Annotated in this window: 18 protein-coding genes; 17 read left to right on the plus strand and 1 reads right to left on the minus strand. The window is 68.9% G+C overall.

Annotated features, from left to right (window positions below):
* Positions 1-65: 65 nt before the first annotated feature.
* From V1227_RS18910 to V1227_RS18985, 16 genes are all read left to right on the plus strand, one after another.
* Positions 66-527 carry a hypothetical protein gene (locus V1227_RS18910; RefSeq protein WP_329793878.1) on the plus strand — a complete coding sequence of 154 codons (462 nt, stop codon included), beginning with the start codon at positions 66-68 and terminating at the stop codon, positions 525-527.
* Entirely contained in the window at positions 524-859 is a 336-nt protein-coding gene (locus tag V1227_RS18915) for a phage head completion protein (protein WP_329793879.1), read from the plus strand. The genes V1227_RS18910 and V1227_RS18915 overlap by 4 nt, the downstream gene beginning before the upstream one ends.
* Positions 859-1,218 (plus strand): DUF5403 family protein, encoded by a 360-nt coding sequence (locus V1227_RS18920; protein WP_329793880.1) that lies wholly within the window; start codon positions 859-861, stop codon positions 1,216-1,218. The genes V1227_RS18915 and V1227_RS18920 overlap by 1 nt, the downstream gene beginning before the upstream one ends.
* Positions 1,215-1,697, plus strand: a complete 483-nt coding sequence (locus V1227_RS18925; protein ID WP_329793881.1) for a hypothetical protein — start codon at positions 1,215-1,217, stop codon at positions 1,695-1,697. The genes V1227_RS18920 and V1227_RS18925 overlap by 4 nt, the downstream gene beginning before the upstream one ends.
* Before the next feature lie 78 nt (positions 1,698-1,775).
* A complete protein-coding gene (locus V1227_RS18930) occupies positions 1,776-2,534 on the plus strand; it encodes a phage tail tube protein (protein ID WP_329793882.1) in 759 nt (252 codons plus the stop codon).
* Positions 2,535-2,666: 132 nt separating this feature from the next.
* Positions 2,667-3,020 (plus strand): phage tail assembly protein, encoded by a 354-nt coding sequence (locus tag V1227_RS18935; protein ID WP_329793884.1) that lies wholly within the window; start codon positions 2,667-2,669, stop codon positions 3,018-3,020.
* A gap of 110 nt (positions 3,021-3,130) precedes the next feature.
* Positions 3,131-3,397, plus strand: a complete 267-nt coding sequence (locus V1227_RS18940) for a hypothetical protein (RefSeq protein WP_329793885.1) — start codon at positions 3,131-3,133, stop codon at positions 3,395-3,397.
* A 3-nt stretch (positions 3,398-3,400) separates the two neighbouring features.
* Positions 3,401-7,156 carry a hypothetical protein gene (locus tag V1227_RS18945; protein WP_329793886.1) on the plus strand — a complete coding sequence of 1,252 codons (3,756 nt, stop codon included), beginning with the start codon at positions 3,401-3,403 and terminating at the stop codon, positions 7,154-7,156.
* Positions 7,157-8,017, plus strand: coding sequence for a hypothetical protein (locus V1227_RS18950; RefSeq protein ID WP_329793887.1), 861 nt, complete (start codon positions 7,157-7,159; stop codon positions 8,015-8,017).
* Positions 7,981-9,234, plus strand: a complete 1,254-nt coding sequence (locus tag V1227_RS18955) for a siphovirus ReqiPepy6 Gp37-like family protein (protein ID WP_329793888.1) — start codon at positions 7,981-7,983, stop codon at positions 9,232-9,234. The genes V1227_RS18950 and V1227_RS18955 overlap by 37 nt, the downstream gene beginning before the upstream one ends.
* A 3-nt stretch (positions 9,235-9,237) precedes the next feature.
* On the plus strand, positions 9,238-9,558 hold the full coding sequence (locus tag V1227_RS18960) for a hypothetical protein (protein WP_329793889.1): 321 nt from the start codon (positions 9,238-9,240) through the stop codon (positions 9,556-9,558).
* Positions 9,558-10,328, plus strand: a complete 771-nt coding sequence (locus tag V1227_RS18965) for a hypothetical protein (protein WP_329793890.1) — start codon at positions 9,558-9,560, stop codon at positions 10,326-10,328. The genes V1227_RS18960 and V1227_RS18965 overlap by 1 nt, the downstream gene beginning before the upstream one ends.
* A gap of 9 nt (positions 10,329-10,337) precedes the next feature.
* Positions 10,338-10,580: a hypothetical protein gene (locus tag V1227_RS18970; protein WP_329793891.1), complete on the plus strand. Its 243-nt coding sequence runs from the start codon at positions 10,338-10,340 to the stop codon at positions 10,578-10,580.
* Between the two features lie 72 nt (positions 10,581-10,652).
* Complete coding sequence (locus V1227_RS18975; RefSeq protein ID WP_329793892.1) at positions 10,653-11,942, plus strand: tail fiber domain-containing protein; 1,290 nt, start codon at positions 10,653-10,655, stop codon at positions 11,940-11,942.
* Positions 11,939-12,286: a hypothetical protein gene (locus tag V1227_RS18980; RefSeq protein WP_329793893.1), complete on the plus strand. Its 348-nt coding sequence runs from the start codon at positions 11,939-11,941 to the stop codon at positions 12,284-12,286. Before V1227_RS18975 ends, V1227_RS18980 begins: the two co-directional genes overlap by 4 nt.
* Positions 12,287-12,380: 94 nt before the next feature.
* Complete coding sequence (locus V1227_RS18985) at positions 12,381-12,608, plus strand: hypothetical protein (protein WP_329793894.1); 228 nt, start codon at positions 12,381-12,383, stop codon at positions 12,606-12,608.
* Positions 12,609-12,674: 66 nt separating this feature from the next.
* Here the strand turns inward: V1227_RS18985 and V1227_RS18990 are convergent, their stop codons facing one another.
* The gene (locus tag V1227_RS18990) at positions 12,675-12,968 is read right to left on the minus strand and encodes a hypothetical protein (RefSeq protein WP_329793895.1); all 294 of its coding nucleotides are present in this window, start codon (positions 12,966-12,968) and stop codon (positions 12,675-12,677) included.
* A gap of 125 nt (positions 12,969-13,093) precedes the next feature.
* On the opposite strand from V1227_RS18990, the gene V1227_RS18995 reads away from it, so the two are divergent.
* On the plus strand, positions 13,094-13,573 hold the full coding sequence (locus V1227_RS18995; RefSeq protein WP_329793896.1) for a hypothetical protein: 480 nt from the start codon (positions 13,094-13,096) through the stop codon (positions 13,571-13,573).
* Positions 13,574-13,818 lie beyond the last annotated feature (245 nt).

The following is a 13,818-nucleotide window of genomic DNA, read 5'->3' on the forward strand; positions in this document are numbered from 1 at the left end:
ACCCCTGAGCACGGCGGCACGTCCACCTCGGACGTGCCGCCTGCCCCCGTGCGCACCGAGGAGGCATGAGCATGGAGCCCTTCGCCACGCTGGAGCAGCTCAAGGCCCGCCTGGACTGGACGCTCGACGAGGACGAGGAGCGCCTGGGCGCTGCCGCTCTCGACGACCTGTCCGGCTGGGCCAGGTACTACGGCCGCCCCTGGCCCGATCCCCTCACGGCCCCGCAGCTCGTCCGCACGATGGTCCTGGGGGCCGCGGTGCGCTACATGCGCAACCCGGAGGGCTACGTCACCAGCCGCGCGGGCGACGAAACGCTGACGTGGAGCGAACTCGGCGACCGCGCCGGGTCCGCGCACTTCAACAGCGACGAGCTTCGGGCGCTGACGTCGATGTCGGGCAAGACCTCACTGCTGACCGCGCCCGTCACGGCCTGGAACTCCCGGCCCAAGCCAGTCGCCGGCTACGTCCCGGTGACCGGCGGCGGCAAGCCGTTCCCGATGTTCTCCGACCCGGAGAGCCCCTGGTGAGCCACCAGCGCAAGCGCGGGCAGCTCGCCCGCATCTGGAAGACGGCCCAGACCACCGACCGGCGCGGCAACCACGTGACCCGCGCCGAGCCGGACGGCCCGCACGATGTGCGCGCGGCGTTCATCCCACAGCGCTCTGCGCGAGCCGAAGTGCCCGGCCAGCAACAGATCAACGTGACCCGCATGATCGTGTCCGCGGACCTGGAGGGCGTGAACCTCTGGTCTCGCGTGGAGTGGAAGGGTCGGCAGTGGGACATCGTCTCGCCGCCGCAGTACCACCACGGCACGCGCCGCACCCGGCACTGGTCACTCGACATCCGAGAGAGGCCGTAGTGGCTGAGGTGTACCGGCGCGTTGGGCGCCACAGGATCGAGAAGCTCATCGCCCTGCATCGGACCGTGCAGGACGGTCTGGACGACATCGCCCTGGAGCGCGCGGGGCACGCTGAGGCCGGCCTCGCCGCGCATCGCCACGATGGCCACGCGAGCATCGACGTGGAGCAGGGTGACATCGACCGCTTCGTGGTCCTCGACGACGAGCGCGGCCTCATGGCCGCCATGAGCATCGAGTTCGGTCGCGCCCCCGTTCCGCCGACCGAGGACGACCCGGTCGGCCGCGCGGGCATGGAGGGCCTTGGGGTCCTTCGCGACGCGATGGGTGTGAAGCGCAAGCCCCGCAGGGGCAGGCAATGATCGACCTTCCCGCCAGCGTGCTGGCCCTGGTCGAGCTCACGCCGATCGAGGACATCTGCCTGCGCATCCTGCGCGAGGGCCTGCCGGACGTGCCTGTCGTCAGCCTCATCGCTGACGACGCGCCCGGCCTGTTCATCATCGTGCGCCGGCTGCCCGCCCTGGGCGCCTGGCGCGGCGACCCGCGGTTCACCGACCAGGCTCGCTTCAGCGTGAACGTGTTCACGCAGGACCCGGACGGCGACGAGAAGGGCGCGATCGTCTCCGAGGCCGTGCGCGTGGTCATGCGCAATGCCTGGCTCGCCCACGTCAACTACCCCGGCCTGGGGTCCATCGTCTCGATCAAGATGCGCGGCGAGCCCTCCCGAAAGCCCGACTGGGCCACCAGTTCAGGCCCGGTGCAGTACGCCGATCTGCCCACCGGCATGTGGCGCTACGAGAGCACGTACGACCTGGAGATCCGCAAGCCGCGCAGGCGCTGACTCCTCCCCACCTTCACCCCGCCCTCGTCGAGGAGCGGGGTCCTTGCTGACCCCTCGATCCCCTGGGAGGGAACGACTTTGGCACTCGACGACGGCGCAACTCTCGTCATCGACACCGGCAACTACCTGCTGGCCCCGACCGGCACGGAGATGCCCTCGGACCTGACCTCGCCCGCGGCCCCGTGGGACAACGTCGGTCACACCTCGCTGGAGGAGCTGCTCAGCATCACCTCCGAGGGCGGTGAGGCGACGGTCCTCGCGACGCTCCAGAACAAGACGCTGCGCACCCGCTACTCGGCGCGCACTGAGAGGATGCTGTTCACGCTCCAGCAGTTCGACGTCAAGGGCCTGCGCCTGTTCTACGGCGCGAACGCGCCCCTGCTGGCCAACGGCACGCTGGGTGTCCCGACCGACCCCAAGCCGACCGTGTGCGCGGTGCTGGTCGTGTTCGTGGACGGCGACAACATCTTCGCCTTCTACGCGCCCAAGGCGGAAATCTACCGCGCGGACGACATGTCGTTGTCGGACACGGAGTCGCTCGCCGGCATGCCGATCGGCATCACTCCGCTGGTGCACGGCACGAACACGTGGACCTACGCGGTGACCCCGCTCGCGAGCACCCCGACTTCCGTGGTCGCCACGGGCGCGACGGCGGGCACGCCCGGCACCTTCACCCCGTCCGGCGCGGCCCTTCCGTCGAGTCTGGCGGCGCTGCGCGCGAGCACGATCACCGCCTCCCCGGCGACCGCGTGGACCGCCGGCCAGTTCGTGACCCTCGGCGACTCCACGCAGGCCCACTGGGATGGCGACTCCTGGGAGTCCGGCGCGGTCGCCTGACCCGCGCGCTCCCCCTGACACCCGGCGTGCACGTGCCTTGCGGACCCGCGTGCACGCCGGGCCACCCCTCGCGGTGGCTCCTCCCTGGTCCGCTTCTCCTTGTACTGCCCCAAATCTGGAGGTCCGCCAACCGTGTCCAGCTTCTCCCTCGACGACATCCGCGCCGCCGCCGACCGCAAGTACGGCTCCACCGACATCACCCTCGGCAAGGAGACCGTGCGGCTGCTCAACCCGCTGCGGATGAAGAAGGCCCAGCGCAACAAGCTCATCGGCATCCAGAAGCAGATGGAGACCGAGGCGGGCGAGGCCGAGGACGTCGACCAGGTGGCCGTCTTCCAGGAGGCGCTGCGCATCGTCGCGCAGACCCCGGCGCAGGCCAAGCTGCTCATCGACTCCATCGGCGACGACCTCGGCGTGCTGGCCGAGGTGTTCGAGCGCTACACGGAGGGCCAGTCCGTGGGGGAAGCCTCGTCCTCTGCCGCCTGATCGACGACTACGGCCGGGGCCTGTACGCGGACCTGCGCTTTCACTACGGCATCGACCTGGTGGACGTGATCGAGTGCCGCGGACCGGCTCCGGCCCTTGTCCTCGCTCTGGTGCAGAGGCTTCCCGACACCTCCATGACCGCTGCGCTCGCCAACGGCGGGATGCGGCACTTCGGCTGGGGCGTCGACCGGCACATGCAGGCCGACACCTACGACGCCATCAACTTGCAGACCCGCGCGACTGGCAACTGGGGCAAGACGCCTCCGAAGTTCCCGGAATGGCCGCGCCCCAACGACAAGCCCAAGTCCGCGCCCACGGCCGCCCCCAAGAAGCGCGTGAGCGTCGCGGATCTGCACGCGCGCATCTCCCGGAGGTAGCTCATGCCCGGCACCCAGATCATCGGCCGCGTGGCGGTCAAGGTCCTGCCGAACACGGACGAGTTCCGGCCCGACGCCGAGCGTCAGCTCAACGTCATCGAGAAGGCCCTGCGGGATGTCAAGGTCGTCGTCAAGCCGAACCTCGACATGAGCGGCGTCGCGGCGCAGGCGCGCAAGGTGCGGGAGACCGCAGCCAAGCAGCTCGACGCGATCACGCTGCGCGTGAAGATGGACGACCAGGGTTCGGTGCAGCGGGCCATCACGCGCCTGCGCGCCGAGTTGGACGCACTGGACGAGAAGGAAATCAAGGTCAAGCTCGACCGCGCTGACCTGACGAGCAAGCTGGGCGCGCTGGAGAAGCAACTGGCCAGCATCGCCACGCTGGACCTCAAGGTCCGGCCCGGCAGCGAGTCCTCTCTCCAGCGCGCCGTCGCCAAGATCGACGCTGAGTTGGAGAAGCTCGCCGAGGTCGATCTCAAGGTCAAGATGGACAAGGCGTCGTTGGAGAAGGCCCGCAAGGACCTTCAGGCCCAGCTCGACGCCGCGACCACTGTGAACATCCGCGTCAACAAGGGCAGCGTCTCCTCGCTTCAGTCGGCCATCTCGAAGATCGACGCCGAGCTGGAGAAGCTGCGCGAGGTCGAGATCAAGGTCAAGCCCGACCGCGCCTCGCTGGAGAAGGCCAAGGCGGAGCTGGAGCGCAACCTCAAGGTCCACCAGGACCTGGAGCTGGCGGTCAACTACGCCAAGGCGGACGAGATCCGCAAGCGCGTTCAGGCACGCCTCGACGGCGTGCGGATCGCACCGACCCTCGACCAGGCCGCGGTGCAGCGCACCATGCGCCAGATCGAGGCGCACGCCGAGAAGATCGAGCAGCTCAAGGCGCAGATCAAGCCCGAACTCGACTCCGTTGCCCGGCGCAAGCTGGAGCGCGAGATCGAGGAGATCGAGGACCGGATCAGCAGCCTGACGGCCGAGATCCACACCGACGTCAACGCGCTGTCGGAGAAGGCGTCCAGGGCCAAGCTCGCCGCCATGACCCGCGCCCGCCGCGTGGAGATCATCGTCGACATCAACAAGGCGTCGGCCGCGCGCGTGAGCGCCGTGCTCGCGTCGCTGTCTGGTGCCCGAGTCGCGACCAACTGGATTCGCCAGCTCGGCCAGGCCTTGTCCGACCTGGACAAGAACGTCCCGATCATCGGCTCGATCGCCCTTGCAATCGCAGGCCTGGCCGGCTGGGCGCTCACCGCCGTGAGCAATCTCTTCACCCTGTCGGCGTCGCTGGCGCAGATCGGCGGAGCGGCGCTCGCCCTGCCCGGCATCTTCGGCGGCATCGCGGTCGGAGTGGGTGTCGCCATCGCGGTCCTCAAGGACTTCAACGAGGTCCTCCCCGAGGTCAAGGCGCGACTGTCCAGCTTGCAGGACCAGCTCTCCGAGCGGTTCTGGAAGGTGGCCGAGGCGCCGATTCGCCGGCTGGTCGACGACCTGTTCCCCTCCCTGGAGAAGGGCGCCGGTCGCACCGCGGACGCGCTGGGCGGGTTCTTCGCCAACCTGTCCAACTCCCTGCGCAAGGCGCTCGGGGCGGACGTCCTGCGCGGCATGTTCGACTCGCTGGTCGAGTCCATCCGCGTCGCCGGCAAGGGCACCGACGCCTACGCCGGAATCCTGGCCAAGCTCGGCACGGTCGGCTCGTCCTACCTGCCCCGACTGGCGCAGTGGTTCGTCGACATCTCCAAGCGCCTGGACGACTTCCTCGGGCAGGCGTCCGCAGACGGCCGACTCCAGACCTGGATCGACAACGGCATCCAGGCGCTCGCCGATCTCGGCACGATCATCGTCCAAGTTGGACGGATCTTCCTCGGCATGACGAAGGCGGCCGAGGCCGCGGGCGGCTCCACCCTGAGCACTCTCGCCGACAAGCTGACCCGGATCGCCGACATCGTCAACGGCGAGCGCTTCCAGAGCGGCATGACCGACGTCTTCCGCGCGGCGCACCAGGCGATGGATCTCATCGCCACGATCTCGGGTCCCGCGGTCACGCGCCTGCTGGAGACGCTGGGTCGGACCCTCACGGCCATCCTCCCGGTGGTCGGCGAGGCCCTCGGCACGCTGCTCAACAACGTCGCTACGGCCCTGAGCCACCCTGCCTTCCAGGGCGCGCTGGTGCTGATGTTCGAGGCGCTGCGCGATGCCCTGGCCGCACTGGGACCCGCCTTCGGGCCGGTCGCTGTCGCGCTGGGCAAACTGGCCATCCTCGTGGGCGAGTTCGCTCGCGTGCTGGGGCCGCTGGCGGCCGAGGTCCTCGGGACCCTGGCCGAGGTCGTGATCCGGCTCGCGCCGAGCATCACCCGACTGGTCGGCGTCCTGGGCGACGGCCTGCTGCGGGTGACCGAGGCGCTGTCGCCGGTCCTGCTGCGTGTCGCCGACGCGCTCGCGCGGGCAGCCGACACGGCCCTGGTTCCGGCGCTCACGACCGCGATCAACGGCCTGCTGCCCGTCCTGGAGCGCCTGCTCCCGCTCATCGGCGACGCGCTGGTGACCGCGCTGGAGTCGCTGACCTCCAGCGACCTGATGCCGAAGCTCGCCGAGCTGTTCGTGCAGATGGTCGGCGTGTGGGGTGGCATGGTCGAGCGCCTGCTGCCCGAGCTGGTCAAGCTGATCCCGCTCGTCGCTGACGCCCTCGCGCGGATCACGGAAGCGGTAACGCCGCTCCTGCCCGGCTTCGCCGAGCTGGCGACGCTCGCGAGCGAGACTCTCGTTCCCGCGTTCGTCGCGTTCGCGCTGGAGGTCTTGCCGGCGCTGGTCGGCGCCATCGTCAAGGTGGCCGAGGTCATCGCACCGATGGTCTCGAAGGGGGCTGAGGCCGCGCGCGTCTTCCGCGAGGATGTCCTCCCCGCGGCACGCCTGCTGGCGTCCTTCCTCGGCGAGAACCTCGCGTCCGTCCTAACTGGACTGACCGACGTCTTCTCGGGCGCTTTCACCGCCATGAAGGGCTCCTGGGACATCTTCGCCGGGTTCCTGACGGCGGACTGGGACCGCGTCTGGCGCGGGATCAAGGAAATCGGCCAGGGAATCTGGTCCATGATCACCGGCACCTTCGCCACGTTCATGGGCGTGAACCTGTTGGCGCCCTTGACAAGCGGCCTCGGCAAGATGCGCGAGCTGTGGTCCTCCGGCTGGGAGGACATGCGGCAGAAGTCGCGCGACGCCTGGCGGTTGATGGCAGACGCCGCGCGCGACGGCGTGAACAGCGTCGTCGACTGGGTCCGCGGCATCCCGGACCGCATCGTCGCGGCGCTCGGACCGCTCGGCCAGCTCCTCGTCGACGCTGGAAACAAGGTGATCGACGGGTTCCTTGCCGGCATCCGGAGCGCCTTCGGGCGGGTGAGGGCCGCGCTCGCCGAGCTGACCGCGCTCCTGCCCGACTGGAAGGGACCGGCTCCCCGCGACCGGACCATCCTGCGCGGCGCTGGCCAGCTCGTCATCGACGGCTTCATCGACGGCCTCGAATCGCGTTACGACGCGGTCCGGAAGTCGTTGCGGGGCCTCACCGACGACGTGGCCGACACCGACTTCGCCATCCCCGGAGTGGACGCCCCTGGCGTTTCACGACGGGCGGCGGGGCTGGCGGACGGTGCGCTGGCAGGCAGCAGGGAAGGCACCCAGAAGGTTCTCAACTACTACGCGGCCCCCGGCTCGTCCATCTCCTCCGAGGAGGACCTGTTCGCAGCCGCCGGTCGCGCAAGGATGGGCTGGTAAGTGCCACGACTGCAACTCGAATCCACAGTGGACGTCTTCGACCTCGACGACGCACTGCGCAAGGGAAGGGGGGTCCAGGCCCTGTCCGGTGTGACCGGGCTGGGCCTGCCCCCGGTCTCCGTGCAGTGGCTCAGCGGCGCGGGTGATGGCGCGATCTACCGCGGCCGGCGCGTCCTGCCGCGCGACATCGACCTGCCCCTGCTGCTCGAAGCTCCCGACCGCGCGGAGCTACAGCGCCTCGTGAACCGGCTGGCGGTCATGCTGGCCGAGCCGTGCACGCTGCGCTGGGTCGAGGACGACGGAACCTCGTGGACCACCAGCGTGGTCCGCGTAGGGGGCGGCGACTACGGCTTCGGCGTGGACACGATCGGCGAGACCGACCTGCTGATCGTGATCACGCTCCGAGCCGGAAACCCGTTCTTCACCTACAGCGTGCCGACGCGCAAGATGATCGGCGAGCAGGCCGTGATCCGCGGCCTGCTCGCGGGCAGCCTCGCGACCATGAACGTGGCCTCCAGCCAGGCCATCGGCCAGATCCAGTTGGAGAACTCTGGCGACGCCAGTTCGTTCCCCGTCTGGGAGATCGTCGGCCCCGGCCGCGACTTCAAGGCCACCTCACCGACCGGCGAAGTGCTGCACTGGCGCGGCGTCCTCGGTGTCGGCGAGAGCCTGTTCCTTGACGCCAGCCTGGGCACGGTCGTCGACAACCTCGGCCGCAACCGCTACGGCGAGCTGGCGCCGGCACCCCGCTTCTGGAGTATCCCTCCCGGCACGACCACCGCGACGGTCAGCCTGGAGGACGTCATCCCCGAGTCGCGAATCCTGTGCACCTGGCGACCCCGGAAGTGGATGGTGATCTAGTGCGGCTCGCCGATCTCACGGTCGAGGTCCGCAACCGCGACCTGATGCGCCTGGGCCTCATCCGGCCCGAGGAGCTGAACCTCCGGATCGAGGGCGAGCACAACGGGGTCGGCGTCTGGAAGCTGGAGCTGCCCGCGGAGCATCCTCTCGCGGGCGCTCTCGGCCAGCCCGGCGCCGGAATCATCGTCACCGGCCCGCAGGACATTCTGATGTCCGGTCCCACGGTCAGCCCGGTCACGGTCACCTCCGCCAACGACACTGCGGGCATGGTCAGCTTCGAGGGCGTGTCGGACTCCGTCGTGCTCGCCGACATGCTGGCCTGGCCCCAACCGTCCAATCCGGACCCGACCACGCAAACCGCCTCGCATGACGTGCGCCAAGGCGACGCCGAGAGCGTCATCCACGGCTACGTCAACGCCAACTGTGGACCGGGCGCACCGGCCGCACGCCGCAAGGCCCGGCTGCGCATGGGCTCCAATCTCGCGCGCGGCCCCCGCGTCAAGAAGTCAGCCCGCTTCCCCGTGCTGGGCGCGCTGGTCGCCGAGATCGCCGTGATGGCGGGCCTGGGATTCCGCGTGGTGCAGCGCGGGGACGAGCTGGTGTTCGAGACCTACCAGGTGATCGACCGCAGCATGGACATCCGCCTGGACGTCCTCAGCGGCACACTGGCCTCGCAGTCCGTCGCCATCGCGGCCCCCGGCGTCACGCGCGTGATCGTGGGCGGCCAGGGCGAGCTCGAAAACCGCGACTTCCTCGCGGCCACCACCCCGGAAGCTGTCGAGGCGGAACAGGACTGGGGCCGGCGGATTGAACGGTTCGTCGACCAGCGCCAGACCGACGACCCTGACGAGTACCAGCAGGCCGCCGACGAGGTCCTCGCCGAAGAGGGCTTCACGGCCGTCGCCATGCGCGCGGTGCCCACCGATGACAGCACGATGCGCTTCGGCGTCGACTGGTACCTGGGCGACCGCGTCTCGGCCGTCGTCGGCTCGGGCGAGGTGACGGCCGTCGCGACCGGCTACGTGCTCGCGGTCGGCGCGACCGGCGTGCAGCTCGGCGCGATCCTCGGCGACCCGAGGCAGTTCGACCGCAACGAGACGCTGAACCGGCGCCTGGAGGACGCGCGCAAGCGCATCAGCGCCCTGGAACGCAACGCAGAGATCGGAACGACGGCCGCGGACGACGCGGCGGTCATGAGCCTCATGGGGGTGTGGTAACTCGTGGCGGTGACGCCGAAGACCTTTGTCCGCGAGGAACTCGGAAACGAGTACGGCGAGGTCGTTGCAACGGTGCCGGCAGGCAAGCGATGGGTGTTGACCAGTCTGCTGCTCTCCAACTCCAGGACGGGAAGCGAGTCCGCGAGCGCGAACTTCCTGATGCTGGAGGACGTGTTCGTTCTCCATGACCTCAAGCTCAGCCCCGGCGGGGTCTTCACGCTCGACTGCGCCCAGGTGCTTGAGGCGGGCCAGCGCATCCAGGCATGGGCCGATGGTGGCTACGGCGCCTCACTGCACGCCTGCGGCGTGGAGATGGAGGCCTGATGGGACACCAGTTCCTCAACAACGGCCCGGACCCAGCGCTGCACGCGATCAGGGTCCAGTTCGGAATGACCGGCGGCGGCGTAAAGACAGTGGCCTGGAACCGCAGCGTCCGATGGTCCTACGACTTCCGGGTCTACGCGCACGGCTACCACCCGATGCTGGTCACCGACACGTCGTGGTGGATTCGGATGCCACCAGACGGCACGGTCATCCCCAACCCCGTTCCGGGCGGCGACAGCGTCACCGTCACAGGTGGCCGAATCCCGATGGGAAACTTCACCACGCTCTGGTACGTGCTCCCCATCGGCACGAACGGCGACACCTACCCCAACAACTTCCGCATCACCAGCGCCGACGACAACGACGCCATCCCGTGGGAGATCCCGTCCCACTGGGTCATGATCGTCACGCGCAACGACTCCACCGGAGGAGGTGCCCATGTTCGTTGGGGCACAGGCGAAATCGACGACTGCTGGGAGCCCCTCACCCTGACCAATGGGTGGGTCAACTACGGCGAGGAGTGGGCCACCGCCCAGTACCGCAAAGGCCCAAGCTCGCTCGTGGAAATGCGCGGCCTTGTTCGCTCAGGCAACGCCAGCCACGTCACAACCCTCCCGGTCGGCTGCCGCCCCTCGGCAACCCTGCTGACCGTCCAGAACGTAGGCGACACCTTCAACCGGGTGGACATCCGCGCCAACGGCGAGGTCCACCGCATGGGCGGCGGCAACGCCTACCTGACGATCAATGCGACGTTCTTCGCCGACCAGTAGGAGGCGCTGGTGACAACCCCGAACGCGAGCGCCGCCCCCGGCGTGCCGCTACGTCTGCTCGGCTGGGAGTACGACCAGGCCGCGGACATGATCCTCGGCGTCTTCACCGACGCTCCCGCAACCGACGACCCCAACCCGGCGGCCTTCCGGCCCGCGCTGCGCTACGTCGTGGCCCTGGAGGTCATCGCCAGCGAGATTCACCCGCTCGACGAGCAGCCGGCAGACCCGGCGCCCGAGCCGGACCCCGCCTAGCTTTCCGTCTCCCGAAGCCCCCTGTGCCACGCCGCGCAGGGGGCTTCCCCGTGCCCGCAGGAGGCCGCCCCCGTGGCAGTCAGCTCGTACCCGTTCGACAACCAGTCCACCACCGAATCCCAGTACAGCCACCTCTTCCGCGAACTCCAGGACTCCGGCGTCGTGGACAGCGCGAGCGGCTCGGCCTTCTCGGTCAGCGCCGACGCGGGCGGCATGTACGTCAACGTCCAGCCCGGCATGGCGATCGTCCGCGGCCACGTCGTGGTGTCCACCGCCGTGGAGCAGGTCCCGATCCCCGCGGCCGAGCCGCTCTCGCGCACCGACCGCGTGGCGCTGCGACTGGACCCGGCACAGAACCAGATCACCCTGGAGGTCGTGAAGGGCGAGCAGGGCGCGGGCCTCCCGCCGCTCACCCAGACCGACAGCGGCATCTACGAGCTGGGCCTGAGCCGGGTGCCCGTGCCGACCGGCACGACCAACATCGGCACGACCGCGCCGCAGGACGACCGCCAGTTCGTCGGCGGCCGTGTCCGGGTGTGGCGCACCGAGACCCGCCCGCCCGCGCCGCGGCTGGGCACGCTGGGCCTCAACCTCTCGACCGGCCGCTGGGAGTGGCACAACGGCTCGGGCTGGGTTGACCTGGCCCCGGTCATCGTGTGGAGCACGATCGAGGGCAAGCCGGCGACCTTCGCCCCGGCTCCGCACCGCCACCACTGGAACGACCTCGACGGCGTGCCCAGCTCGTTCACGCCGTCCGCGCACACCCACACCTGGGACAGCGTGAGCGGCAAGCCCTCCTCGTTCCCGCCCTCCGGCCACACGCACGGCAAGGGCGACATCACCGGACTCCAGGGCGACCTGGACTACCTGTGGAACAACAAGAGCTGGGCCGACCACGGCCACGGCAACTACGCGGTCTGGGGGCACCGGCACGGCGGCGGCGAGATCGACGGCCACGTCCACCGCGCCTGGGGCACCGACCGCGTCCACACCAACGGACCCGGCCCCGGCCCGTGGTTCGCGGCCTGGGTCGACGGCAACCGCAACTTCTGCCAGAACACCTCGGCTCGGCGGTTCAAGGAAAACATCCGCGACTACTGGATCGAGCCCGAGCGCGTGCTCGCGCTCCGTCCGCGGGTCTACGACCGCAAGAACACCGACCACAAGAACGAACTCGGCCTCATCGCCGAGGAGGTCGACCAGACGCTGCCGGAAATCGTTCAGCGCAACGAGGACGGCGTGATCATGTCCCTGCGCTACGACCTGCTCGGCGTCGCCCTCCTCTCGGTCGTGCAGGAGCAGGAGAACCGCATCGAGCGCCTGGAGCTGCTCGTGCACCAACTCAAGGAGCGTGGCGCGTGAGCGACCCCGTCATCGTTGCCCTGATCACCTCGGGCCTGGGCTTCCTCGGCGTCGTCGCCGGACTGCTCCGCAAGACGGACAAGAAGCTCACCGCAGTCAAGACCGACACCGCCGCAGCCCGCGCGCAGGTGCAGAACAGCCACTCGACCAACCTGCGCGACGACGTGGACAAGGTCATCGCCCGCCTGGACGCCGTCCTCGCCGGGCAGGCCCGCCACGACGAGGCGCTGCGCGAGCACGGCCAGGAGATCAGCGGCCTGGCCCGCGACCTGTCCCACGAGCGCGCCGAGCGCTTGGCCGTGTCCGAGCGCCTCGACCGACACATCGACGCCGCCGGGCGCTAACCCCGCCTGCCCCTCATCCCCCGAACGCCCTCGCCGGCCAAGCGCCAGCGGGGGCGTTCGGCGTTCCATCCACCCTCACCCAAGGAGCAGCCCCGTGGCTTCCATCCCGCTCACCTCTCGCGAGCCCCTCGTCATCCGCGGCGCCATCGTCGCCGCGCTGACCGGCCTGCTGCACACCCTCGTCGTCCTCGGCGTCCTGCCGATCGACCCGGAGGCTGAGGCCGCCATCGCTGGCGCGGTCGACCTGCTCGGTACCGCCGTCCTCGTCATCTGGGCGCGCGGCGCCGTCTCCCCGGCGACCCGCGGCTCCGACGAGAGCTGATCTCGGAAATGCAAACGCCCCGCCCGCTGGTTCATCCAGCGGGCGGGGCGTTTTTCGTCGTTGTGATCAGGCGCCCTGTTCGCGCTTCTTCTTCTCGATCTCCTCGGGCGTCGTGACCCTGATCCCATGCGGGCGGTAGCGCGCCTTCGCGGGTGCGGCACCAGTAGCCCTGGACTTGGGCTTGGACTTCCCCGCGTTCGTCGCGGAGGCCTTTTCGAGCAGTGCCGCCAAGGGCGCCTCGTGCTCCTCGCACAGGTCCACGTTCCCGGCCACGCCCCCACTCACGTTCCGGATCTGCCAAGACCTGGTCTCCCGCTCGGCGTCCTCGCAGACGTCGCACACCGTGACGGTAACCCTCATCCCCATCTCCCCAAGTTGCCCGTGCAACCACTTAGGATCGCCTAAAATGTTACTTGCGACAAAGGTTCCAATGTGGCAAGGTTACACACGCATTGATCAGGGGACAACCATAAAGGGTGTGCAACATGGCGAGGTCAAAGATCCAGGACGAGGGCGAGGTTCGCCGCTGGATGGAGGAAGGCAAGACCTTCCGCTGGATGGTCGAGGAGTACCTACGCAAGTACAACATCGAGACGACCATCTCCATGTGGTCCAACTATCGCCGCCGCAGCGGGTTTGAGGCACGAATGGCCCGCGACCCCGAACTGGTGCCATGGAAAGTCAAAGAGGAACACCAGTGGGCAACGCCGCTGACCATGCTCAGGCTGGAAGCGCGGCGGCGACAAGGGTTCGAGCTCCGCCCCCAAGACGAGACGCGCCTGACCAACTGGCTGGACGCCATCAAGCTGGAAAACGCGGTCGTTCACTACGACCCCGACACCGACGAAGGCTTCTTCTACGTCCCGCGCGAGCCACAGGACGACGACCTGATCCGTCGCCCCTCGCTCGATGGAGGGAGCAGCGACCGCCGTGACTTTGCGTCACTCCCGGTGTCCGAAGCCTAACTGGTTGAAGCTTCACCTGATCACGCAATTGCACGCACACTTGCACAGTCGCCCAAGTGACGAAATGACAGCGCCCCGGCCTTCGGCCTGGGGCGCTTCTGTTTGACGCGAAACTATATTGGATGTTTACTACTGGCCAGTAGGGGTAACGGGCTTGATTCCATGATCGATGGATCAGATGGAATCGACAACAGACAGTGACGCGGTCCGTCTCCCGCCCCCCGTTGACGAGCAGCGCAAGATCG

The sequence above is a fragment of the Lentzea sp. DG1S-22 genome (assembly GCF_036321065.1).
GTDB lineage: Bacteria > Actinomycetota > Actinomycetes > Mycobacteriales > Pseudonocardiaceae > Lentzea > Lentzea jiangxiensis.

Bases quoted from the DNA above. Each gene is read 5' to 3' on its own strand.
- V1227_RS18910 (WP_329793878.1), top strand. From the start codon at position 66: ATGAGCATGGAGCCCTTCGCCACGCTGGAGCAGCTCAAGGCCCGCCTG.
- V1227_RS18925 (WP_329793881.1), top strand. From the start codon at position 1,215: ATGATCGACCTTCCCGCCAGCGTGCTGGCCCTGGTCGAGCTCACGCCG.
- V1227_RS18945 (WP_329793886.1), top strand. From the start codon at position 3,401: ATGCCCGGCACCCAGATCATCGGCCGCGTGGCGGTCAAGGTCCTGCCG.
- V1227_RS18965 (WP_329793890.1), top strand. From the start codon at position 9,558: ATGGGACACCAGTTCCTCAACAACGGCCCGGACCCAGCGCTGCACGCG.
- V1227_RS18990 (WP_329793895.1), bottom strand. From the start codon at position 12,968: ATGAGGGTTACCGTCACGGTGTGCGACGTCTGCGAGGACGCCGAGCGG.
- V1227_RS18995 (WP_329793896.1), top strand. From the start codon at position 13,094: ATGGCGAGGTCAAAGATCCAGGACGAGGGCGAGGTTCGCCGCTGGATG.